Genomic DNA, 23950 nt, shown 5'->3' on the forward strand with positions numbered 1-23950 from the left:
CGCGGATTCATTCGGCCCCATCGGCCGGTCAGCTGGTGAGGGCGCGATAGATTTCCGGCATCCGTGCCGGCAGTTGGTTGACCTTGTCGATGAAGATGTAGTTGACCTCGCCGTACATGTGGTTCATGTACTCGTGGGCCTGACGGTCGATGGTGATGCAGAAGGGATGAATGCCCTTTGCCTTGGCTTCAAGCAGGGCGTGGCGGGTGTCCTCGATGGCGTAGTCGCCCTTGTAGTCGTCATAATCCTCGGGCTTGCCGTCGGAGAGCACGATCAGCAGGCGGATCTTGGCCTCCACTCCGGCAAACATCGAGGTCATGTGGCGAATGGCCGGGGCCATGCGGGTGTACTCGCGGGGACCGATGGCGCTGATCCGTTGTCGCACTCCTTGGGAGTAGCGCTCCTCCATGCGTTTGACCGGAAAAATCTCACAGCGCAGCCGCCGCATGCCGGAAAAACCGTAGATGGCGTAGCGGTCGTTGAGGACCTCCATGGCTTCGCAGATCAGCACCAGGGCCTCCTTGATCGATTGGCCGACCCAACCGCTGGTGGAGTTGGACATGTCGACCAGAAAGGTGACCGCGATATCGCGCTGATCCCGGGCCAGGCGGATGAACACCCGGTCCGATGGCGGCCGGCCGGCGGCGTTGTCGGCCAGGGATTCGACCAGGGCGTCAAGATCGATGTCGTTGCCCTCCCGCTGCCTGCGGACGAACCGTTCGCTGGTCTGCAGCAACTCGAACTGATGGCGCAGACGGCGAATCTGCCCCCGGTACTGCTTGAGGGTGTGCTCGATGAAATCGTTGCGCACCGGCTGAAGCTCCCGTTCCAGGACCACGCACCAGTTCTTGCGAAACCCCTTGCGGCGGTAATCCCATTCGTCATACACCACCGGTTCGACGCTCTCCTGCCCGCCCGCCCCGCCCCCCTGACGACCGAGGGTGAACACCTTGCCCGGCTGGCCTTCGCTGGCGCTGTTTCCCTGTTCACTGGTTCTGGTGGGGGTCTGATGTTGCTGATCCTGTCGGCTGCTTTCCTGAACCGCTTCGCTGATGTCGAACGGCTGCATCTGGGACTGGATGAACGGGCTCAACTGTTCCCAGGAGTTTTCCACGTCCATGATCAGGGCAATGTCCTGTCCCTGCTGGCCCGAGGTGCCGTCGGGATTGTGCTCGTCGGCGGCGGTCTTGTTCTTTCCCTGCGGCAGCTGGACGTGCACGCTCTGCATCATCCGCAATTCCTTGTCCATCTTCTGTTTCAACCCCAGATTGCGCATCTCCTGCAACCGCAGGGTACCCTGAAAAATCAACGGGCTGGTCTGGTCGAAGTTGTCGTCCGGGGCCAGTAGCGGCATCAGTTCACGAACCGCTTCCAAGCTGGCCACGTTGTCGGCCGTGTGCTGCTCGCACCCCTTGAGCAGGGCCATGGCCCGATCATCCACCGGCAACCGGCCCGGCTCGGTGCGGATACCGCGGAGAAACTCCAGTTGCAGCCGCTCAAGCAGATTGGGGGTGCCGGCCTCGTCGGCAGCCATCGGTAGCCGGGCCAGCAGCGGTCCTGCCTCGCGCATCAATCCCGGCAGCTCCTGGCGCAGGAAAGCCAACAGCCGCCCGGTTTCAAAGAAATGATAGAGGCAGCGCGCATTGGCGGGCTGGCTGAACTCGGAAAAAAAACAGTCGAGCGGATGCGCTCCTTTCTTGCGCAACGGCAGATGCTGGGGGGCCGCATAGGTGCCGGCCTGGAGACTGGCCCACTGGAAGCTGGCCATCAGTTTGTAGAGCAGGAAATTTTCCCCATGCTCGGCAAACAGACCGACCTCGCTGGGCAGATAGATGGATTCGGCGTCGGTGGAGGCATCGGCCGCGCCGATCAGGGGCAATTCGCGTCCGGCCAAGCCGTTGACATAGGGTTGCAACCGGGGGCGGACGTCGATCAGCCGCAAACTGCCCTCGCCCCGGCGGTGGCAGACAAAGTGCTGCTCCACGTTCTCCATGAACTGTTGCGCCCCTCGCAGCCCCTCGGTCTCGTACCGATCGAGCAGGGTGTGGACCCATATTGACAACTCATCCGCCTTCAGGCAGCACAACGCCGGGCCAGCGGCGGACAAATAGGCAAAGCAGAGCGAATGCGACACCGGCCAGATGGCGGGAATCTGCGCGAAAATATCCTCCACATATTCCGCTTCGTCGGTGGCCAGTCCGCTGAGCGCCTCCTCCACGTCCCACTCGTTGGGTAGGCTGGGGGCCACCATGCGGTAGAATTTTTCCTTGAGCGTTTCCAGATCCATCGCTTTCAGAACAACGAACTGATCATCTCGTCCATGGCCGCCAGCAGTTCACGGTCGTCGGTCAGGGCCTCGCTGATGGCGGCGCGGCAGGCGGTCTTGATGGGGATGCCCCGGCCGATCAGCTTGCCGGTCTGAATCAAGAGCCGGGTCGAGGCGCCCTCGGCCAGCCCCGAATCCTTGAGGCCGCGGGTCATGGCGGCCAGCTTGACCAGTGGCTTGGCGATCTCCATCCCCAGCCGCCCTTCCCGGCAGACAATCTCCATCTCCCGCTCGGGATCGGGATAATCGAAGGACAGGGCAATGAATCGCTGGCGGGTCGAGGCCTTGAGGTCCTTGAGCACGCTCTGGTAACCGGGGTTGTAGGAGACCGCCAGCATGAATTCGGCCGGCGCGGTCAGCAGTTCGCCGCGTTTTTCGATCGGCAGTTGCCGCCGGTCGTCGGCCAAGGGATGAATGACCACGGTGGTGTCCTTGCGCGCCTCGACAATCTCGTCTAGATAGCAGATGGCCCCGGCCCGGACGGCCATAGTCAGCGGACCGTCGGTCCACACCGCCTCGCCGGCCCGGATCAGATAGCGGCCGACCAGGTCGGAGGTGGAGAGGTCGTCGTGACAGGAGACCGTCACCAGCGGCCGTTGCAGCCGCCAGGCCAGGTACTGCATGAAACGGGTCTTACCGCAGCCAGTGGGGCCTTTGAGCAACAGCGGCGAGCCGTCGTGATAGGCGGCGTCGGCAATGGCCAGCTCGTCGCCGGTGGGCAGATAATAGGGTTCTTGTTCGATGCGGTATTCGTCGATTCGCAGTTGTCGTCCTGGCATGGGGTTCTCCGCAGTTGTTTTCTGCCAACAATAAGACGGCCGCGCACGGTTGACAAGCGTGCTTTTCCGGCGATTTCATTTGCTTATTGCGCAAAGGCGGGGCCATGAGTACATTGCCCACATACCCGGCGCCCCTCTTTCATCCTCCGCGAGCGCAGACACCGACCTTGGTCTTGACAGTATGTGCATCGATCTCCATACCCATTCCGTCTATTCCGATGGCAGTTCCACACCGGCCGAGCTGATCGAATTGGCCGTGGCCAATGGGATTTCGGGGCTGGCTCTCACCGACCACGATACGGTCGAGGGAGTGGCCGAGGTCAAGCGTCTGGGCGAGCAAGCCGGGCTGAGTGTCCTCACCGGGGTGGAGATCAGCACCACCCTGCGCCAACACACCCTGCACATTCTCGGCTATGGCATCGACGCCGACGATCCCCAGCTGCATCGCTGGCTGCTGCCCCTGCAACAAGGCCGGGAACGGCGCAACGCCATCATCCTCGACAAGCTGCGCGGCCTCGGCATCGACATCACCGCCGAGGAAATCCAGGAAATTTCCCGCTGCGGCCAGACCGGCCGCCCCCACATCGCCCGCCTGCTGGTGGCCAAGGGGGTGGTCGACAGTTTCGAAGCCGCCTTCCGCCTCTATCTCGGCCGCAACAAACCGGCCTGGGAAGGCCGTTTCAGCTACTCCGCCACCGAGGCCATCGACATGATCCATCGGGTGGGCGGCGTGGCGGTGCTGGCCCATCCCGGCCAATTGGATTCGGAGATGCGGCTGCAACCGCCCCTGATCCGCGAGCTCGCCTTGCGCGGGCTCGACGGCATCGAAATCTACTATCCGACCCACACTCGTAAAACGATGAAGAAACTCAAGACCCTCGCCGCAGAACTGGAACTGCTGGCCACCGGGGGCAGCGATTTCCACGGCATGACCCGTCCCGCCCATCGCCTGGCCAACCGGGCCAACGGCTTCTGCCCGCCCTGCGCCCTGCTGGAGGCGGTCATTGCCCGCATCGACAAGCAAAAACGCTCATCTCTTTCCTGAAGTGAACCGCCATGCATACCATTTTAGTCGTTGACGACGAACCCAACTATCAGATCGTTCTCTCTGAACTGCTCAAGGATGAGGGCTACGAGGTCTTCACCGCCGACAGCGGCCTGGCCGGTCTGCCCATTGTTTACAGCACCGACCTCGACCTGGTGCTGTCCGACATGAAGATGCCGGGCATGGACGGGATCGAATTCCTGGGCAAGATCAAGGAGTACAACCGCGAACTGCCGGTGATTCTCATCACCGCCTATGCCGAGGTGGAAAAGGCGGTTGAGGCCATGCGGCTCGGGGCCTTCACCTACCTGGCCAAACCTTTTTCCAATACCCAACTGCTGGCCAGCGTCACCAAGGCGATCGAGCACTACGGCCTGATCCGCGAGATTCGGCGGCTGCGCGCCGAGGCCACGCCGCGCTCCGGATTCGGCGGCATGATCGGCAAGAGCCCGTCGATGCGCGCCGTCTACCAGCTGATCGAAAAGGTGGCGCCCACGCCTTCCTCGGTGCTGATCACCGGCGAGTCGGGCACCGGCAAGGAGCTGGTGGCCCGGGCCATCCACAACCTCAGTCCGCGCAAGGACGCGCCCTTCATCTCGGTCAACTGCGCGGCCCTGTCCGAGCATCTGCTGGAAAGTGAGCTGTTCGGTCACGAGAAAGGGGCCTTCACCGACGCGGTGGTCATGCGCAAGGGGCGGTTCGAGCTGGCCGACACCGGCACCCTGTTCTTGGATGAAATCGGCGAGATGCCGCAGCCGTTGCAGGCCAAACTGCTGCGGGTCTTGCAGGACAAGAGCTTCGAGCGGGTGGGCGGTTCGGTCACCCAGCATGTCGACGTGCGCATCCTGGCGGCCACCAACAAGGACCTCAAGGACGAGGTCGACAAGGGGCATTTCCGCGAGGATCTCTACTACCGGCTCAACGTCATCCACATCCACCTCGCCCCCCTGCGCGAACGGGTCGACGACATTCCAGCCCTGGTGACCCATTTTATCGAAAAAAACAGCCGCAACCTGGGAAGGAACCTCGACATCTCGCCCGAGGCTCTGCGGCTGTTGGTCAGTCTGCCGTGGGAAGGCAACGTGCGCGAATTGGAGAACACCATCGAGCGGGCCGCCATCCTCTGCAACGGCGACAAGATCGAGGCCGGCGACGTTCAACCTGATTCAAGCGAACTGACCACGGCCCACGAATGGAGCAACACCCTGGAAATCAATCAGTTCATTCCGGACAACCTGAGCCTGGCCGAGGTGCTCAACGGCATCGAGGAGAAGCTGGTGCGCAAGGCCCTGGACGACAATTTTTATGTTCAAGCCCGGGCCGCCGAGCAGTTGGGCATCACCAAGAGCCTGCTGCAGTACAAGATGAAGAAGTACAATTTGCAGCGGCGGAAGCGGTGATCGTTGCGTTGCTGCCTGCGGCAGTTTGCGGTTCGACATTATCCTCTCACGGCCACGACCGGTTCCTCTGGTGCGCCCCATCTTGCAGCCAAAGAGAGTCAATAATCCGTTGCATCAAGAAATATTCGGACGTTTTTACCCAATCGATGAGGTGACTGTCATGAATTACAGCCATTTCACGGAGTGCAGTTTAGTAGATAGATATTCTTTTCAAGTCAATTAAAGATGTGTGAACAAATGATATTATTGGATTTAATAAAGCAACTTATCGACCTTTGTCCTAATCCATACTCCGACTCTTGGGTGATTGATGGTGGCTGTCATCACGGGCATTTTTCTCGTGAAATAATAACCAGTTTACAACCATCTAATATTTTGTCATTTGAACCGGATAGAGACTCTTTCGCTAAAGCAAAAATGAATTTGGACTCTATTTCGAATGTTGAAATTGTGAATGCAGCGATAGGGTCTGAAAAGGGAACAGCTGAATTTTTTAGAGGGCCATATTCGTCTACAAATTCTCTGCTACAAAGGCCAGAAGCAAAATCAAAGCAATATTTTCCCAAAGATGCCGTTCTTGAAGGGGGAACTTTTGTTGATGTTGTTACCCTTGATGAAGAATGTGCATGTAGAGGGATAACGGCTCTGGATTTGTTGAAATTAGACCTTCAGGGTGCTGAACTCTCTGCACTTATAGGAGCAAAGAATCTGCTTAGTTCCGGCTTGGTAAAAGTGATCCTTGTCGAAGCTGTATTTGTAAAAAAATACAAGGACCAACCGTTATTATGGGAACTATGGCGACATCTTGAAGAATATGGTTACACATTGTACTCCTTGGAGCAGATAAAAATTGGGATCTATGATCCTGATGAGTCTGGTTTAAGAAGCATGCAATGGAATCAATGCGATGCGATCTTCATATCTAAAAAAATTCGCGAACATCTCGACAGGTAATGCATAATCGGGTAAGGGCGGGTTTCTCTTCTACCATCCCCACACCACCTGGGATGCGGGGGCGCACTGAAATGCCTTTATGGTCCTCTGGGAAAAAGAAAAAATACATTTATAATAACTATCTCCATCCGGACCCCGCAAACGACGCGAGTCCGGTGGCCGGACGTTAAGCCCTTGACCAAATCTATTCACATTTGGAAGGAAATATTTCACAATGGACATCCCACGGATATTCAACATCACTGAAAGTGCTCACCGCATCCACAACCCGATCACACCCGAAAAACTCGCCACTCTCGGCGCGGCGTTGCGTCTGGAATCGGGGGCCCGAGTGCTCGACCTCGGCAGCGGTTCAGGGGAGATGCTGTGCACCTGGGCACGCGATCGCGGCATCATCGGCACCGGTATCGACATGAGCCACTTGTTCACCGAGCACGCGAAACACCGTGCTCTAGAACTCGGCGTCGCCGATCAAGTCACGTTCATCCATGGCGATGCTGCCGGCTATGTCGCTGACGAGAAGGTCGATTTGGCCGCTTGTGTCGGTGCCACGTGGATCGGCGGGGGAGTCGCTGGTACCATCGAGCTGCTGCAGCGGAGCCTGCGCACCGGAGGAATCATCCTTATCGGCGAGCCCTACTGGCGGCAGGTACCGCCGACGGACGATGTTGCCAAGGGCTGTCTTGCTGGCGCAATCTCCGACTTTCTCCTGCTTCCGGAACTGCTCGCGTCTTTCGGCCACCTTGGCTACGACGTCGTTGAAATGGTTCTGGCTGACCAGGACGGTTGGGACAGATACGAGGCGGCCAAATGGCTCACCATGCGCCGATGGCTTGAAGCCAACCCAGACGACGAGTTAGCCCAGGAGGTTCGAGCCCAACTGACCTCGGAACCCGAGCGCTACGCCGCTTACACGCGTGAATACCTGGGCTGGGGTGTGTTCGCGCTGATGCCCCGCTGATGCGTTGGCGCACCCAGAGGATCGTCACCAGCTGGGAAAATTACAGGGACAGTAGGAAAATTACAGGGACAGTATACGTATTACCCATCCAACCGTTTCCATACACGTCTTTCCCCTCCCTCCATCACTGCCGTTCGCAGGCCGCAGGAAGTCCGACGAGGTCGGCTAGACGGTTTGCAACCTCACAGCCAGTCGGTCAGTGACAGCCCGACGCCCACCCGGTTGACATACTGGTCATAATCGACCAGGCTTTCGCCATAGCCGTTGTAATACTGCACATAGCCGCGCAGGAAGGGCCAATCGCCCATGGGAAAACTCCAGCTGAACTGGAACGAACCGCGGTGGTAGTTGGACTCCAGGGCGTTGCGGGTCATCAGGCTGAAGGTGTGGTCGTCCCACTTGTAGGTGGCGCCGAGTTCGTAATGTCCCATGTACTTGGTGATATCCGGGTTGTCGTCGTCGCCTTCGCTCTCCGGGATGCGGTACCAGGGGGTGGCGATGAACCCGAGGTTGCCGTATTCAAACACCAGGGAGGCGAACAGCCGGTTCCAACTGCGCGACAGGGCGCTGCTCTGGCCGTTGGATTGGTGGTTGATGCCAAACGAATTGCTGGCATTGACGATGCCCAGTAGTTCCCAGCGGGGGTTGAACTGCACCCAAATCTCCGGCTCGTGGTTGGTTTCGCGGAAGGCCGCGGAAATGTCGTCGTTGTAGACCTGCCAGAAGCTGTGGTTGGTGTAGGCGGCAAAGATGTCGGTGGAATCGTCGAACAGTCCCACCACCAGCGGCGTCTTGATGCTGATCTGGAACTGGGCTTCCACCGAATCGAAATCATAGGTGCTGTCGCCGTTGGCCTTGCGATGGTGCTCGGCATTGTAGCCCTTTGAATTCCACGCTCCCGGCAGGATGTAATTGGGCCGGTGTGGCATGATGCTGAACGGCCGGAGCACGTTCTTCTTTTCCGCTTCCAGCCGCTGTTCCACCGCGCCTTTGCGGTCGGGGAGGCCGCGCTCGACACCGACCGCGTTTTGCAGACACTGCCGACGCAGGTCGCCGACGGTGACACTGTCATCGGCCGTGGCCAGCTTGCTCTGCACGCATTCGTCCAGCGCATTGGCATCGGCCAAGCCGGCAGTGGAGAGGAAAACGATCAAGGCAGCGGTTCCGGCTGCACTCAGGGAAAAAGCAAGAGATCTCATAAGGAACATCCTGATGGTGGAAACGAAACAAGCAAAGCCATTGTCCGGAAAAACCTCAGCGCCGGTTGAGGTTGCAGGATTGGACCTGGGCGAGGATGGTGCGCAAGGTCTGGAAAAAGATCGCGGCTTCCGGGTCATCCGGATGCAGCTCCCGCCGCTGCTCGTAGCGGGCAAAAAGCTGCGCCAGCACCTGAAAGGGCTGATCCTCTTCCAGCGCCCCAAGCATTTCCCAAACATCGGTGGTGTTGATTTCAGCATTCTTCATGGTCGCCATCCGTGTTTTCCAGGGCATCGGTGCCCGCCGCCGGTTCCTCGTCGATCACATAGCCCACGCCGCAGCAGGCCGGGCATTCCTCGCGGGTAATGAAAAACCGGCTCTCGCCCTGAAAATATCCGATCTCGCCGCTGCCGCCGCAGGTGTTGCACACCTTTTTTTGTTCATCCATGGCACCGCGCCCCCGTGGATTGCCTACTCGATCCCCGCCGCCTGCTTGGCGGCCTGGAGGGTGTTTTTCATCAGCATGGTGATGGTCATCGGGCCGACGCCGCCGGGCACCGGGGTAATGGCGCCGGCCTTGCCGACCACCGAATCGAAATCGACATCACCGGCGAGGAGGGCCTTGCCGCTCTCCGTTTGACCAATGCGGTTGACGCCGACATCGATAATTACCGCGCCCTCCTTGATCTGATCGCCCTTAATCATCTTGGCCACCCCGGCGGCCACGATCAGGATGTCGGCACGGCGGGTGTGGAAGGCCATGTCGCGGGTGCGGGTATGGCAGATGGTCACCGTGGCGTTGCCGCCGGCCCGCTTCTGCAGCATCAGGTTGGCGATCGGCTTGCCGACGATGTTGGAGCGGCCGACCACCACCACCTCGGCGCCCGAGGTTTCGGTGCCGGAGCGCTGCAACAGTTCGAGGATGCCATGCGGGGTGCAGGGCAGGAAGCAGCGTTCGCCGAGCATCATCTTGCCGACGTTGACCGGGTGAAAGCCGTCCACATCCTTGTCCGGATCGATGGCGAACAACACCTTGGCCTCGTCGATGTGGCGCGGCAGGGGCAGTTGCACCAGAATGCCGTGGATAGCCGGATTGCGGTTGTAGTCAGCAACAATGCCCAGCAGTTCGGCCTCGCTGGTGGCGGCGGGCAGGGTCACCTGCTCGGAATGGATGCCCAAGGCATGGGCGGTCTTGTTCTTGGCGGCCACGTAGGATTGGGAGGCAGGGTCCTCGCCGACCAGGATGGTCACCAGCCCGGGTACCAGCCCATGGGCGGTTTTGAGGCGGGCAACTTCGGCGGCGATCTCTTCGCGAATGGCCTTGGCGGTTTCACTACCGCTGATGATCTGTGCAGGCATGATGCAATAGCGCGGGAAAAATTCAATCAGGGGGCCAACGGCCCGGTCGTGTTTAAAACACACAACCTAGCACAACGGTTGATTTTTTCAAGGTGAGACTGGGAAATTCACCGATCCGTGCACCATCTTTGCCCGCGATGTGCGCCAGGGAACCTGCCGGGAACAGCACCGGCCAATCGGCACCATCCACCACGCTGTCCTGGTAAACGGGGGGATTACAGGTAGTCCATCAGACTGAGCGACGAAACCCGGGCCGTGACCTGCATGGTGGCTTCCAACGAGGTTTCCATCTTGGCGATTTCGGCAAGCACTTCGGTGAGATCGGCGTCCTGGTGACGGGAAAGCGTGGTCTTGAGCAACAAGAGCGCATTCTCATGCATACTGATCATGTCGTCCATACGGGCACTGGTGTTGCCAAGCGCGCTCTGCTGGGCGCGGACCTGTTCCGCCGCCGCCTCCAGCGGGGTCAGCATGGCGGAAACATCGGCGCTGCTGCCGCTGGTCAGCGCGGTCTGCAAATCCTCCAGGGTGGTGAACAGGTTGATCGGACTCATGAACAGGTCGTCGCCGGTGATATTCTTGGCCACCGTGGTGCCGGGACTGATCTCGATCATCTGCTGGTCGCCGGTGCCGTTGTAGGTGACCGGCGAACCGGAAAAAGGCACGGTCTGATCGTTGTACCCGGCAAAGATGTATTTGCCGGAGATCTGGGTATTGGCCAGGTCGAGCAGTTCCTGGTACAGCTGGCTGATCTCGTCGGCCAGGGTGGCCTTGTCCGCGGTGGACAGGCTGTCGTTGGCTCCGGCCACGGCGATCTCCTTGGCCCGGGTCATCAGGCCCTCGATCGAGTCGATGGAGATCTCCGCATTGGCGAGACTATCCTGGACATGCTTGCAGTTTTCCACATAACGTTCGCCCTTGACGATATCCGAACGGCAGCCGAGGATCGACCCGACCGAGGAAGGGTTGTCCGAAGCCTTGGCCACCGCCGTACCGGTCGAGGAGGTGACATACAGTTCGTTAAGGATGGTGGAGGTTTTGCCCAGATTGGTCTGTAGGGAGCGATAGGCGGTGGCGTCTCGGGTGATGATCATGGCGAATCTCACATGCGCAAGAGAGTGTCGAGCATTTCCTTGACCACGGAAATGTAGTTGGAGGCCGCTTCATACCCGGCCTGATACTGAATCAGCAGCACCATCTCCTCGTCGGTGGACACGCCGGAGACGGCATCGCGTTTGGAGTTGAGCGCATCCAGCAGATCGCCACTGGAGCTGAGCAGTTGTTCGTTGCTGCTCACCAACAGGCCGGCATTGGCCGCGATCCGCGCATATTCCTCGGCATAGGTCGCGCCGTTGATGCTTGTGGTATCGCGCAGGGCGGCGATTTCCAGGCAAAGGCTGTTGTCAGCCGTGGTCCCGGTGATGCCGGCGGCGATCAGGGTCGGATCGTCGAAAGCGGCGGCGATGGAGGCCGCCGCCCCGTCCCAGGCATTGGCCAAGGGGTTGGTGGGAGCGACCAGGGAAAACAGGGCAATGGCCGCGTTGCCGTTCTGATCGAGACCGCCCATGGTCGAAATCAGATCGTTGACATCGGTGGCGATGGTGTAGGCCAGCCGGTCGAGGTCACTGTGCAGCTCGGGAAGCGTGACGTCGCGCACTTCAAGCCATCCCTTCAATGCGCCGCCGAAGTCCTGATCATCGAGACTGAACGTGGTTCCGGCGCTGGTCAGGCTGATCTGGGTCAGACCGTCGACCTGGGCGGTGGAGAACGAGGCGGCGACATTGCCGGTCACCAGCGGCAGGCCGTTTTGCAGTTGCAGGCACACCATGCCGTTGTCGTCGGTATAGGCGGCGGCGCCGCAGGTTTCACTCGCCTGCTGCACCAACAGGTCGCGCTGGTCGCGCAGGGTGTTGGCGTCGCCGCCGGCCAGTTCGGTCCGCATGATCGATTGGTTGAGGTCGGCGATCTGCCGCAACTGATCGTTGAGGTCCGGAATGGCCGATTCGATGCTGGTGTTGATGCCGCTGACCACCTCATCGAGCTGTTGTGCGATCTGATTGCAGTGGTATGCCAGATCAGCTGCCTCCTGGACAACCTGCTGCCGTTCGGCCACCCCGGAAGGGTTGGTGCTCAGCTCTTCCCAGGCATCGAAAAAACTGTCGATGGCACTGGCAAGGCCCGTATCGCCGATGTCCAGAATCCGCTCGATGTCCGCCAGCGGCGTGCTGGCCGCCTCGTATTGGCCGTAGGTGGCGCTCTGGGCCATCAATTGCCTGGTGATGAAAGCGTCGTTGGCCCGATCAATGGCATCCACCGCGCTGCCGGTCCCATAGGTCAGCCCCCCCTGGGTCAACGGGGTCGAACTGGTGACATGGGCGGTCTGCCGCGAGTATCCCTCGGTGGCGGCATTGGTGATGTTGTTGCCTGTGACCTGGATGGCCGTCTGGCTGGTGAATATGCCGCTGGCCCCGGTGTAGAGGGACGTGATCAGGCTGCCCACGGCTAAACGCTCCGGCTGAGCAGGCGCGGACCGGCGCCGATCTGCAGGGAACGGCCATGGGCCGCATAGGTTAGGGCCAGGCGGCGAAAGACATTGTCTTGCAGGCGGCGAACCAGCTTCAGGCCGGATTCGAGCAGCCTGCGATTGCGTTCGTTGTTGGCCTGTATGCGACCGATGAGTTCGGTGCTCTCCTGGTCAACAGGCTGTTTGATTCGGTTGAGCAGCTTGAGCAGCCGGGTCTTTTCCTGCTGGATTTCGTCAAGCTGTGCCATGCGCAGATGGGTGATCGCTTGGCGTTCCCTGAGCAGCAGATCGTTGAGCGCCAGGAGAAATGTATTCAAAGATGACCCAGAATCCATTGTTTATGCTCCCTTGTTAACGTATCAGGTTCACCAGTTCGTCCAGCATCTCGTTGGTGGTGGTGATGACCTTGGAATTGGCGGAGTAGGCGTTCTGGATGGTGATCAGATCGACGAATTCCGTGGCCAGATCGACGTTGGAAAGTTCCAGCGCCTGGGTGATCAGGGTCCCCTGGGAGGCGCCGGGGTAGCCGATGGTCGGCGTGCCCGACTCGCCGGTCTCCCGGTACAGACTGCTGCCCACCGCATCGAGGCCGTCGCTGTTAATGAAGGTGGCCAGGGCGATCATCGCCACCGGGATGGTCTCGCCGTTGGAATACACGGCGCTGACCGTGCCGTCGGCGGCGATATCGACATCCGTGACCTCGCCGGAAGCGTAGCCATCCTGATCCTGGGAAAAGACCGTGGAATCGCTATCGAACTGGGTGGTGTCAAAGACATAGGCGAGCTGTTGCGTCTGGTCGGCGCCGTTGGCCCAGGTGAGGATGCCGCTGGTGGTAGTGCCGGTGCTGCCGGTGGACAGGTTGCCGTCCTGGTCGAACACCAGGGTGCCACTGCCGATGATTTCGAGCACGCCGCTGGTGCCGCCGGTCAGGTCCGCGCCGTCCACGGTCAGGTTCCAGTTCCACGTCTGGTCGTTGACCTTGGTGAAATAGCAGGTGAGCAGATGGGCAGTGCCCAATGAGTCGTAGACGGTGGTGGTGGTGGCGTAGTTGGAGGTGTCTTCCGGCGCGGTGCTGTCGAACACACCGGCATTGAGCACCTCCGAGTTGGAATCGAGATTGGTTTGCAGGGTGACGTTTTCCGTCCGCTTGGCTTTGATCTGCGACACCAGATCCACCTGGATGTCGCTCAAATTGCCGCTGGCGAGCACGCCGTTGGCGTTATAGGTCGAGCCCTGTACCCGATAGCCGTCGGCGGTCACCAAATAACCGTCGTCGTCAAAACTGAAGTTGCCGTTGCGGGTGTAGAGGCTGGTGTCGCTCAGGGGATCGCCGACGATGAAGAAGCCGCTGCCCTCGATGGCGATGTCGGTGGCGCTCTCCGTGGACTCGAAGCCGCCCTGACTGAAGCTGGTCTGGACGGTCTGCACCTGCGAGCCGCGCCCGACCTGGGAATTGCCGCTGGAGCTGGCGATGTTGGCCGACAGCAGGTCCGAGAAAACGGTTGAGCTGGTCTTGAAACCAACGGTACTGCTGTTGGCGATGTTGTTGCCGGTGACGGTCATGGCCTGCGAACTGCCTTGCAGGCCGCTGATCGCCGTGAAGAGCGCGCTGGAAAGTCCCATTGTTCCTCCGTTGCCCCGGTTCCCCTGGCGGACATCCTTCGTGGCTGTCCGCCAAGCGGCCGGGTTCCGCCAAGGTGACCGACCTGCTGTCGGCCCTGAGCGCGTCCGTGCATGCCTCGCCGCTCCTTCCTGGAACGTTCCTGTCCAAATTCAGGAGGTGCAGAACAATTCATCTGACAAGGCCGCCCTTCCCTGGCGGGTGTCGCCCTCATCTCCCTGTCAGGGTATCGGCTGGAGAACATTATATTTTTTATTGTGATTTCGTAACATTACCCACCAATTACGTGACAGTTGGTTACCAAACGATGCGGATGTAACATCCTGTTGATCCCCTCTGGCCGGCACGGCAAAAAAAAGAGCGGCACTCCTTGACCAACGGAGTGCCGCTCTTTGCAGAAAAATCGATTAGTTAGACTGTTACGACAAAAATATCATCATTTGGCTGAATATCGCCGTCCCGAAAAAGGGACCGAGGGGGATTCAGTGCTCGGCGGCAAACAAGTAGCCGGTACCGCGCACGGTCTTGATCACGGTCGCGAGGTTGGAATACGGGGCCATCTTCGAGCGAATGCGGGCGACATACATGTCGATGGAACGATCGTAGCCATTGTATTCGATGCCGAAGACCGCCTTGTACAGATGGTCCCGATCCAGGGTGGTGCAGGCGTTGTTCGCCAAGTGCCAGAGCAGATCGAATTCCCGGGAGGTAAAGGGAATCTCCTCGCCCAGATAGGAGGCCCGGCGCAGGCCACGGTTGATTTCGAGGCCGTTGAACAGCAGGTTTTCCGGGGTGGGCCGGCGGCCGTTGCGGCGAAACAGGGCGCGGATACGGGCCAACATCAGCAGATGATTGACCGGCTTGACCAGGAGATCGTCAACCCCCTGTTCATAGAGCAGTACCTGAAGCATGTCGTCGATCTGCTCGATCAGCAGCATCAGCGGCCCGGTATACACCGACCTGACACGAGGAAAGGTTGACAGCTCTTCCAGGCTGAACCTGCCTCGGTCAAAAACCAACAGTTCGGCACCGCGCAGATCCCCCCCATCGAGAGCCTCGTGGTTTCCGTTGCGGACCTCGACGGCAAATTCTTCCTGCCGCAAGGTATCGATCAGCGGCCGGGCCCCTGATTCGTTCATGGTGACAAACACAATGGAATGGCGGGGTTCGTTGACCTTCATGACTGTCCATCCTCAAAGCGGCGCGGGCGATATATCCATGAGATATGGGGCATCTCCGCGCGGGGTAGTATTCATCGGTGTTCCTCTGCCGTCTCCGCCCATCATACGAGGGAATGACGGCTTTTTCTGTAAAGTAATCGTTAAGCTGTGCAAAATTTCGTTACACACCAGCCGCGGATCGGCGGCACGTTCCACGAACGGGAGAACAAAAAAAGCCGAGGTCAACGCGAGCGCGTCGCCTCGGCGCGAGCAGTCCTTGGCATGCCGAGCAGGTCAATCGGAGGAGTTGTAGCTTGCAAAGAAACTGGTCAGATAATCTCCCTGGGAATTGAGACTGCTGATCAGGGTTTCCATGGCGGAAAACTGGGCTTCCAGGGTTTCCTGCCGCTTTTCCAGCCGCGTTTCCATGGCGGTGATCCGATCGTCCAGATCAGAAATCTGTTTCTCGATCGAAGTTTCCTTGGTCACGAGAAAACCGCTGGTGGCGTCGAGCTGTTCGGTCAAATATTCGTCCAATCTGTTCATCATGCCCTCGCTGTCGTCATCTCCCAGCAAGGCGGTCGTGACCCTCCCGGAATCCTTGGCATAGGCATCGCTGAAGGTATCGCTGTCAAAACTCAATTCTCCGGTTTCCCAATCCGTGGAAAGCCCCAGGGCGACCAGATCGCCGCCGGTCAGATAGTTGCGCAGGCTGCGCTGCACTGTTTTCATCGAATTGGCCAGGGTGGAATCGGATGCGTAGATGGTGTCGATGTAGGTGTTGATGGCATTGTAGGCCTCGACCATCGCCTGCAGTTGGGTGGCGATCACCTCTTCGGCGTCGGAGGCGATGCTGACGTTGTCGGCGCTGTCGTCGCTGACGGCAAGCAGGGTGATGGTCGACCCCTTGATCGCATTGGTGACCGTGTTGCTGGAACTGTAGTAATCGACCCCATCCACCACCAGATGGGCCTTGGTGCCCGTCACCGCGTGCCCGTTGGCCGCCGTGTCCAGTTCGACGCTGCCGGTTCCGCTGATGGCAATTTCCTCGCCTGCGGTGTCGGCGGTCAGCATCAACCGATAGCCGCCACCCGTGCCGTCATCGATGATCGAGGCGGTGACGCCGTAGTCGCCCTCATTGAGCAGATCGACGAGGTCGCTGAGCGTGACGTTGTCATAGTCGAGAGTTTCGCCGCCGATCTCCAGGGAACCGCTTAAGGCGGTGGTATCGGTGTCGACGATGTAATTGGTGCCGACATCCTTTTGCTGCTGGGCCAGACTGACGATCTCCACCGCATAGGTGCCTTCGTTGGCCAGGCTGGTGGTGCTGATGGTGAAATACTCCGAGCCGTTGTTGGTCACTTCGAAGGAGTTGAGGTCGTTTTCATCGTTGAGCCCCGTGACCGAGGCATAGAAACTATCGAGCAGGGTATTGAACTCGGTGTAGGTGTCCAGCTTGGTTTCCAGATAGGTCTGGGTGTTTTCCATCGTAGTGATGGGCGCGCTTTCGATCTCGATGAGGGACTCGATGATCGAGGCCGTATCGATGCCGCTGGCCAGGCCGGAAAATGTGACGGACATGACGATTACCTCCTGTGCATTGCGCTGCTCCAGAGAAGGGAGCAGCTGTTCCTGGGAAAGTATCGCCCATACCTGGCGCGTATTTTATGGGGAAACGGTCAAAATCGTGGCTGTTGTGTCGCGAAAAAATAGCAACGTGCTGCATGGGTAACAACAGGTTGCACGGCTACCTGCTCGACGGCGAAGAGAGCATTCGCGTCAATGAATCGAAAAGACGAACAAGGGGTGCTCGATGGATGAGCAGCGGTGTGCATGGCGGCAACGCGGGATAAACGTTCTATCCCCCGTGTCTTGTCGGATACAGGACAACTTGAAAACGAATTGAAATGAGCGGCAGGACCAGCCTGGAAGACGGGTGTTCGAAGAATTGTGCGAGAGGAGGGGTGCGGGATGGAAACGACGCCCCGCGGCCAGCGGAGGGAGAAGCCGACATCGGCAACCTCCCCCATCTCGCGGCGACCGGCGGGATGGGGGAGGAAAAGGATCAGAATTTAACGCACCCGAACAGCATCATGTACGACCAGTTGTCGTCACCGCCGGTAAGTTGCCGTGCCGCGTCATCCGGATTGGCGATGGCGCCGACCAGGGACAGCGACAGGTTGTCGTTGACCGCCCAGTCGACGATCAGATTGTACTCGTCGGCATAGTCGTCGCTGGTCAGGCCGTCGGCCTCGTGAACCATGAATTGATAATAGATCAGGTTGACGGTCACCGGATCGATCGGCTGCACCTTCAAGCGCAGCATGTGGGAATCCAGATTTTCGTTCCACAAGGCGTATTCACCCAGAATCTCGCCCTGATACCAGCTGCCCCAATCCGACGAACCATAGAAGAGGGAATCATACTCCTCGTCAAAGCTTGCATAGCGGTAGGAAAGAGTCGGTTTCCACGCAAGGGTCTCGAACTGGTAACTGGCGGTGAGATGCCAGGCATTGCCGTTTCCGTAGCTGGTCCCCGCATCGCTATTGGCATCCTCATGCACGTATTCCGCATCGAACCGCAACGGTTTCAGGGCCGCGATCCCGTCGGCAAAGGCAAAGGGATGGATGCCGCCACGAATGTCGTACACCTGCATGGAATCCCGTTTTCCCATGTCGGAGTCGATCGAATAGAATCCGCCGCCGAGCGAGGCGACGTTTTCCACCGCGTATTCCACGTTGGCGCCACCAACCTTGGTATCCGATTCCGCACGGTCATCGGCTTGAAAATAGACCAGGTCGCCGGACCAGTTACCGCTCTTCATGCGTATAATGCCGGCATATTCGGCGCTGTTGCGGCCGCCGATCCAGTACGCGGCTCGATTGTATCCCGCATAACCTTCATTGGAGAAGAGAAAGCCGTCGCCAAGAACGTACCGCTGGCGGCCAAAGGAGATATCGAGGAAATCCTCGCCCAGGGAACTGAACAGGTTGCCCGAGCGCCAACCGGCATAGGCGTTGTCAATGCGCAGATCATCGACATCGCCGTATTCGACGTTGGTGCCGCCGGCATCGATGCCGCCAAAGGTGTTGGCCTGCACCGCGTCGATCCTGCCGTAGAGGGTCTGGGTACTGGGCAGGGTGAAGCTGGCTTCGAGGCCGGGACGAATGAGGGATTCCCACCAGGAATCCGATTTTTTACCCAGATTGTCTTCCGATTTGCCGAACCAGGAGTTGTCCTGAGTGAAAAAACCGAGGTTGGCTTCAAGGGTCACCTTGGCATAACTGCCGTTTTCTCCGGTATAAAACTGGAGGGGGCTGGTTTGCTCGGCGTCATCGGCCTGGGCATTGCCGGCCATCAGCGTGGCTGACAGCAGGAGGGAGGCGCAGGCTGCCGTGAGCTGGAATGTGGAATGGTGGTTCATTGACTTGATCTCTCCTTGAGTGGGTGAACGTGACGCGGTGTGCGAAGTCGGGCTGCGTACATGGAACTCCGCAGCTGAACATGAATAGCCAATGTTAATTATCCGCTTTAATACCGGTTAATTAAAAGCCAAAAACATGCGTTGCCATTGAAAAAAACAGGCACAATACCACACTGGCGTCATCGTCACAAGAGACAAAAAAATGGAGAGAGACGGCACCTCAGCGACAGAACAGTTCCAGCAGATGCCTGTCCTCGTTGGCTGCGGGGGGAACGTATGCCAAGGGGTCCACCGGATCCCGGGAGGAGATCGGCGTCGGCAGCATGTCCTGACGACTGGCGAACAGATCGAGAAACAGGTCGCAGAGATCGGGGTGAAACTGGGTGCCTCGGTTGCGCTCGATTTCCACGAACGCCTGTTCCACGGTCAGAGCCGATTTGTAGGGCCGGAAGGTGGTCATGGCGTCAAAAGAATCGGCCAGGGCAATGATCGCCGATTCCAGGGGAATTTGATCGTGACGGAGGTTGTCCGGATATCCCTTGCCATCGAACCGTTCATGGTGGTGGCGGATAATGGCGCCCAGTTTTTCCAGTCCGGGCAGGTTGTCAAAAATAGAGGCACCGATCACCGCATGCTGCTGCATCACCTGGTATTCGGCCGGACTCAACTTGCCCGACTTCATCAGGATGCCCTCGGCGATGCCGATCTTGCCGATATCATGAAGGTGCCCCAGCACATGGATAGAATCGCAGTGTTCTTTCGACAGATGCAGTCCCTTGCCAATCAGTTCGGCGATCTCGGAAACCCTCCGTGAATGGCCAGCGGTGTACACATCCTTGATTTCGATGGTCCGGGTCAGACTTTCAATGAACAGGTGAAAATCAATGTTATTCAAACAGGCCATGCGGTTCTCCGCGCCCAAGCGCGCACAATGAAAAACAACACTCCGGGACAAAGGCGGCGCTTCTCCCGGAGTGCACTATGGGTGAGATTAAAATTCGTAGGTCAGGCGGGTGGTGAAGCCGTAGCCGTCCTCGTCGGTGCCGCCGTCGGCCACGGCATAATCCTCGTCGATATAGTATTCGAGGCTCACGGTGGTGCCGTCGAAAATATGCATCGACGTGGCGGCCATATACCGGTGTTCCGGCAGTTCCAGGGCGAGCGCTTCCCAGGTTTTCTGGTAGCCGAGGGCAAACACGGTTTCCTTGTCGAGAATGGCGGTGGTGTAGGCCAACTCGCTGTTCCAGGCCGCCGGTTCGGCGCCGTTCGCGCCAAAGGCGATTTCCGCGGCGTCAAAACTGTCCAGGGCAGTGATGTATTCGGTGATCAAGGAGAAGGCCCGGTATTTGCCGCCCAGATTGAGGCTCAAGCCCGGCACCTGATCGGTGACCGAAAAAACAGAAGCATCTTCGAGGAAATCGGTGATCGTGCTCGAATCCGCGATATTATTCACCCAGGCAACGCCGGCGTTGACCCCCCTGTCCTCCTGCTCGTAGCTGTAAGCCAGCGAGGCGCCGAAGCCGTTGATGCTGTCGTTGTCGTCGTCGGCCGGATCGCTGTTTTCATTCATGCCGTTGTAGCTGAACACGGTGGCCGTGATGCCGTTCTGCTCATAGCCGGCAATCACGCCCTTGGGATTGATTTCGCCAAGAGTTTGGGTCAACGGATCTTGGATCATGTTGGTCGAAAAATCGCCAAACGGCGCAAAGATTTTGCCGCCGGTGAGGAAGAAGGGAAACTCCTCGGTTTTGCCCAGGGTGATGTGGGCCTCGTCCAGATAGAACCGGTCCTCGTCATCACCGTCGTAATCGATCACGATTTTACCGGTGGCCCAGTCGGTCACCTTGACATCCATGATCAGTTCCACGGTGTCGAGGACAAACTCGCTGGAATGGTCCTTTTGAAAATCCTTGCCCAACTTGTAGTCGCCCTCGATCGATCCGCTCAGGCTGACAAACTCGTTGATGTTCGGCCCGCCGCTCTTCTCCTTGACCTGACGGGCGACCTCTGCTTCGATCATCGATTTATGCCGAACCTGCTCCTCCTCGGAGACGGCTCGATCGGCAGCGGGCTGGGCCTGGACGTTTTTTTCCATTTCTGAGATTCGCTGGCTGAGCTGCTGGTTCTGCTGCATCAACTGCTGGACCTGCTGCTTGAGTTGCTCGATTTCAGCCGCCGATGAGGCGGCCTGGGCAGGCAGGACGTTGAGCAGGCACAGCATGCCCGCCGTGGCCACGGCAAGGGGCCGGTTCAGTGTTTTGATCATGGCTTGTTTCCTTGTGCAAAAGTGTTATGAATAAAAATTTTGTAACATACAAAAAATTGTTGAATAATACGGAACGGTTCCAAAGACAATGGAAAAATGCTCAGCCGATCCACTCATAAAACTCCAGGGTGGAAGGGTCGCATGTGCAGCACCCCTTGCAGGCAGTTGCGTGGTCATCGCTTCTGCGGACCTTGCCCTTGGTTATCCAGACGTTGAGCAATGGCCGAAGGGTTTCGACATCGACATTGAAATGGATGGCCGCGTCCCGCAGCGGTGTGATGTTGCGTTGGCGGAGATAATTCTTGAGTTGAATGAGATCCATGAGCCTGCCTCCGTTACCGCCCGGCACCGAGGTTGGCGGAAGCTGGTATTTCGGCACCAACCATTTGCCGGTGCGCCCGTCGTGCCGTGCCCAGATACTTCAGCACCAGGACCACACCAGCAAAGGCTCCCAGATCGGTGCCGATGATCAGCAGGGAATACCCCGGATGGGCAGTGAAATTCACCGCCTGGTAAAAAAGGGTCGAGGCCAGATAGGCGAGAAAGGTGGTCCAGAATCCGGCAAAGGCGGTCCAGGCCAGGTGAGTTTCCCGATACACGGCGGCAATGGCCGCACTGCAGGGAAAGTAAAGCAGAATGAACAGCAGGTAGCTAAAGGCCGCGCTCTGACTGCCGAACAGTGTGACCATGGAGCCGAAGGTGGCGACGCTGACCTCCTGTTCCTCGGCGGCGGTGGCGGCATCGCTGAGGTCGCCCACCGAAATGCCTAACGGATCGGTCAGGGTATCGACCACGCCGAGCAGGTTTTCCGGAATGGTGGCAAAAGCACCGCCGATCCCTCCCCAGAAATCGAAGGCTTCATCAGACGCCTCCTCTCCTTTAACAGCTTGGCGGTCGATCCCTGCATACAGGGCATCCAGGGTACCAACCACCGCCTCCTTGGCAAAAATGCCGGTGAAAATACCGACCATGGCCGGCCAGTTTTCCTCGCTCACGCCCAAGGGTTTGAGCGCCGGGGTAATCACCTTGCTCACCCTGGCCAGGGTCGATTGTTCGGTATCCTCGTTGCCGAAACTGCCGTCGGTGCCCAGGGAATTGAGGAAGGAAAGCACCATGATCACTGGAATCAGGACCTTGCCCGCCTTGAAGAGAAAGGTGGTCAGACGATCATAGGCCCTGAGCAGTACCGAGCGGACCGTGGGCAGGTGGTAGGGCGGCATCTCCATGACAAAGGGCGTCACCTCACCCCTGAGCAGGGTGTTTTTGAGGACCAGACCGGTGAGCACCGCACAACCGATACCCACCAAATACAGGAGAAACACCAGGTTCTGGCCGCCTGCCGGGAAAAAGGCGGCGGCAAACAGAGCGTAGACCGGCAGCCGCGCCCCGCAGGACATGAAGGGATTCATCATCACGGTCAGGGTGCGGTCCCGTTCGTTTTCCAAGGTCCGGGTGGCCATGATGGCCGGCACGTTGCAGCCAAACCCGACCAGCATGGGGACAAAGGCCTTGCCCGGCAACCCGATGAAGCGCATGAACCGGTCCATGACAAAGGCGGCCCGCGCCATGTAGCCCGAATCCTCGAGAAAGGAGAGGCAGAGGAACATGAAACCGATCGGCGGGATGAAGGTGGCCATGGTCTGAACCCCACCGCCGACGCCCGTGGCCAGGATGGCGATCAGCCACTCCGGCGCGTGCCAATGGGTCAGCAACTCGGCAAAGCCGTCGACAAAGAGGGTTCCGGCCAGCTGATCGAAAAAGTCGATGAAAGCCCCGCCGAGATTGATGGTGAACATGAACATCAGGTACATGGCGCCCAGGAAGATCGGAATGCCGAACACGCGACTGAGCACCACCCGGTCGATCCGATCGGACAGGGTGGCGGTGAGTTGGCCGCCTTTTCTGACCAGATCCTGGACCAGCCAGGAAACAAAGCCGTAGCGGCCCGAAGCGATGACGATGTCGATTTCCTCATCCTCCTGCCGTTCTATGGCTCTTCGCGTCTCGGCGATCATTTCCGTGAGCACCGCCCCCAGGGTCAGGTGTTCGACCGGTTGCTCATCCCCTTCCAGCAGTTTCAATGCCAGCCAATGCGGATCGATCTTTCTGACCGCGCACAGATCCTGAAGATTCGCGGCCAACCGTTCGCGGGCCTCCTGCACGGCAGCCGGATACACCACCTGGGCAGCCGGCTTGGTCCCATTGGCGACCGTTTCGAAGATAGCCGCCTTGAGCTGGTCGATGCCCGCATCCTTCGAGGCGGTTAACGGCACCACCGGACAGCCGAGCCGCTGGGCCAAGCCCTGGATATCGATTTCCAGCTTGCGCTCCGCCACCATGTCCATCATGTTGAGGGCAATCAGCATCGGTACCCGCATATCCAGCAACTGGCAGGTCAGGTATAGATTGCGCTCGATATTGGAGGCATCAACGATATTGACGATCAGATCGGCCTCGCGGGAGAGAATGAAATTGCGCGTGACCTTCTCATCCAAGGAGGAAGCGGCAAGCGAATAGATGCCCGGGGTGTCGATGACCTCCACCCGGCAGTGCCCGTACCGGTAGGAACCGGATTTGCGATCCACGGTCACCCCTGGCCAGTTGCCGACCCGCTGCTTGGCGCCGGTCAGACAGTTGAACAAGGTTGTTTTACCGCAATTGGGATTACCCACTACACCGATGACCATCTCGTTCATGGCGTGGCCCTCCTCACCCGCAGCGACCTCGCCTCGTCCTTGCGCAGACTGAGATTGAAATCCCGCACTCTGATCTCCATCGGGTCGCCCATGGGCGCCACCCGGGCAACAACAAATTCGATTCCCTTGATCAACCCCATGGCCAGGAGCTTCTGCCGATACGCCTGCGCGCCCTTGACAAAGCCAAGCACGGTCCCTTTCTCCCCCACGGAAATATCCGCCAATGTCTGTTCCATCT

22 protein-coding genes are annotated in these 23950 nt (G+C 58.9%); 4 read left to right on the top strand and 18 right to left on the bottom strand.

Going from position 1 to position 23950, the window contains the following annotated elements; genetic code table 11:
• Positions 1-28: 28 nt before the first annotated feature.
• Together DESPR_RS09150 and DESPR_RS09155 are read right to left on the bottom strand one after the other, a co-directional pair.
• Entirely contained in the window at positions 29-2287 is a 2259-nt protein-coding gene (locus DESPR_RS09150; RefSeq protein ID WP_015724525.1) for a nitric oxide reductase activation protein NorD, read from the bottom strand.
• Between the two features lie 5 nt (positions 2288-2292).
• Positions 2293-3105 carry a CbbQ/NirQ/NorQ/GpvN family protein gene (locus DESPR_RS09155; protein WP_015724526.1) on the bottom strand — a complete coding sequence of 271 codons (813 nt, stop codon included), beginning with the start codon at positions 3103-3105 and terminating at the stop codon, positions 2293-2295.
• A 181-nt stretch (positions 3106-3286) separates the two neighbouring features.
• Here DESPR_RS09155 and DESPR_RS09160 point away from each other — a divergent pair, with 181 nt between their 5' ends.
• The 4 genes from DESPR_RS09160 to DESPR_RS09175 all read left to right on the top strand — a co-directional run bounded on the left by DESPR_RS09160 (position 3287) and on the right by DESPR_RS09175 (position 7465).
• Positions 3287-4150 (top strand): PHP domain-containing protein, encoded by an 864-nt coding sequence (locus DESPR_RS09160; protein ID WP_015724527.1) that lies wholly within the window; start codon positions 3287-3289, stop codon positions 4148-4150.
• 11 nt (positions 4151-4161) lie between these two features.
• The gene (locus tag DESPR_RS09165) at positions 4162-5550 is read left to right on the top strand and encodes a sigma-54-dependent transcriptional regulator (RefSeq protein ID WP_015724528.1); all 1389 of its coding nucleotides are present in this window, start codon (positions 4162-4164) and stop codon (positions 5548-5550) included.
• A 237-nt stretch (positions 5551-5787) separates the two neighbouring features.
• Complete coding sequence (locus DESPR_RS17890; RefSeq protein ID WP_015724529.1) at positions 5788-6504, top strand: FkbM family methyltransferase; 717 nt, start codon at positions 5788-5790, stop codon at positions 6502-6504.
• Between the two features lie 214 nt (positions 6505-6718).
• Positions 6719-7465, top strand: a complete 747-nt coding sequence (locus tag DESPR_RS09175; protein WP_015724530.1) for an SAM-dependent methyltransferase — start codon at positions 6719-6721, stop codon at positions 7463-7465.
• Between the two features lie 182 nt (positions 7466-7647).
• On the opposite strand, the gene DESPR_RS09180 is transcribed toward DESPR_RS09175, so the two are convergent.
• The 16 genes from DESPR_RS09180 to DESPR_RS09255 all read right to left on the bottom strand — a co-directional run bounded on the left by DESPR_RS09180 (position 7648) and on the right by DESPR_RS09255 (position 23948).
• Entirely contained in the window at positions 7648-8664 is a 1017-nt protein-coding gene (locus tag DESPR_RS09180) for a phospholipase A (RefSeq protein WP_015724531.1), read from the bottom strand.
• A gap of 55 nt (positions 8665-8719) precedes the next feature.
• Positions 8720-8929 carry a hypothetical protein gene (locus DESPR_RS18490; protein WP_043769907.1) on the bottom strand — a complete coding sequence of 70 codons (210 nt, stop codon included), beginning with the start codon at positions 8927-8929 and terminating at the stop codon, positions 8720-8722.
• The gene (locus tag DESPR_RS09190) at positions 8916-9110 is read right to left on the bottom strand and encodes a hypothetical protein (protein ID WP_043769910.1); all 195 of its coding nucleotides are present in this window, start codon (positions 9108-9110) and stop codon (positions 8916-8918) included. The genes DESPR_RS18490 and DESPR_RS09190 overlap by 14 nt, the downstream gene beginning before the upstream one ends.
• A gap of 23 nt (positions 9111-9133) precedes the next feature.
• Positions 9134-10021 (bottom strand): bifunctional 5,10-methylenetetrahydrofolate dehydrogenase/5,10-methenyltetrahydrofolate cyclohydrolase, encoded by an 888-nt coding sequence (locus DESPR_RS09195; protein ID WP_043770998.1) that lies wholly within the window; start codon positions 10019-10021, stop codon positions 9134-9136.
• A 215-nt stretch (positions 10022-10236) separates the two neighbouring features.
• Positions 10237-11115, bottom strand: coding sequence for a flagellar hook-associated protein FlgL (gene flgL, locus DESPR_RS09200; RefSeq protein ID WP_015724534.1), 879 nt, complete (start codon positions 11113-11115; stop codon positions 10237-10239).
• Between the two features lie 8 nt (positions 11116-11123).
• Positions 11124-12521 (bottom strand): flagellar hook-associated protein FlgK, encoded by a 1398-nt coding sequence (flgK, locus tag DESPR_RS09205; RefSeq protein ID WP_015724535.1) that lies wholly within the window; start codon positions 12519-12521, stop codon positions 11124-11126.
• Positions 12522-12523: 2 nt separating this feature from the next.
• Positions 12524-12862: a hypothetical protein gene (locus DESPR_RS18495; RefSeq protein WP_043769917.1), complete on the bottom strand. Its 339-nt coding sequence runs from the start codon at positions 12860-12862 to the stop codon at positions 12524-12526.
• A 34-nt stretch (positions 12863-12896) separates the two neighbouring features.
• Positions 12897-14168 carry a flagellar hook protein FlgE gene (locus tag DESPR_RS09215; protein WP_015724537.1) on the bottom strand — a complete coding sequence of 424 codons (1272 nt, stop codon included), beginning with the start codon at positions 14166-14168 and terminating at the stop codon, positions 12897-12899.
• Between the two features lie 480 nt (positions 14169-14648).
• Positions 14649-15347: a response regulator transcription factor gene (locus DESPR_RS09220; RefSeq protein ID WP_015724538.1), complete on the bottom strand. Its 699-nt coding sequence runs from the start codon at positions 15345-15347 to the stop codon at positions 14649-14651.
• Positions 15348-15620: 273 nt separating this feature from the next.
• The gene (gene fliD / locus DESPR_RS09225; protein WP_015724539.1) at positions 15621-16907 is read right to left on the bottom strand and encodes a flagellar filament capping protein FliD; all 1287 of its coding nucleotides are present in this window, start codon (positions 16905-16907) and stop codon (positions 15621-15623) included.
• A gap of 484 nt (positions 16908-17391) precedes the next feature.
• Entirely contained in the window at positions 17392-18750 is a 1359-nt protein-coding gene (locus tag DESPR_RS09230; RefSeq protein ID WP_015724540.1) for an alginate export family protein, read from the bottom strand.
• A gap of 220 nt (positions 18751-18970) precedes the next feature.
• Positions 18971-19654 carry an HD-GYP domain-containing protein gene (locus DESPR_RS09235; RefSeq protein ID WP_015724541.1) on the bottom strand — a complete coding sequence of 228 codons (684 nt, stop codon included), beginning with the start codon at positions 19652-19654 and terminating at the stop codon, positions 18971-18973.
• A gap of 87 nt (positions 19655-19741) precedes the next feature.
• Positions 19742-21016: an LbtU family siderophore porin gene (locus tag DESPR_RS09240; protein WP_015724542.1), complete on the bottom strand. Its 1275-nt coding sequence runs from the start codon at positions 21014-21016 to the stop codon at positions 19742-19744.
• Between the two features lie 100 nt (positions 21017-21116).
• Positions 21117-21338, bottom strand: coding sequence for a FeoC-like transcriptional regulator (locus DESPR_RS09245; protein ID WP_015724543.1), 222 nt, complete (start codon positions 21336-21338; stop codon positions 21117-21119).
• A 13-nt stretch (positions 21339-21351) separates the two neighbouring features.
• Entirely contained in the window at positions 21352-23712 is a 2361-nt protein-coding gene (feoB, locus tag DESPR_RS09250; protein WP_015724544.1) for a Fe(2+) transporter permease subunit FeoB, read from the bottom strand.
• A complete protein-coding gene (locus DESPR_RS09255) occupies positions 23709-23948 on the bottom strand; it encodes a FeoA family protein (protein WP_015724545.1) in 240 nt (79 codons plus the stop codon). The genes feoB and DESPR_RS09255 overlap by 4 nt, the downstream gene beginning before the upstream one ends.
• Between the last annotated feature and the right edge of the window lie 2 nt (positions 23949-23950).

Source organism: Desulfobulbus propionicus DSM 2032, from assembly GCF_000186885.1.
GTDB classification, from domain to species: domain Bacteria; phylum Desulfobacterota; class Desulfobulbia; order Desulfobulbales; family Desulfobulbaceae; genus Desulfobulbus; species Desulfobulbus propionicus.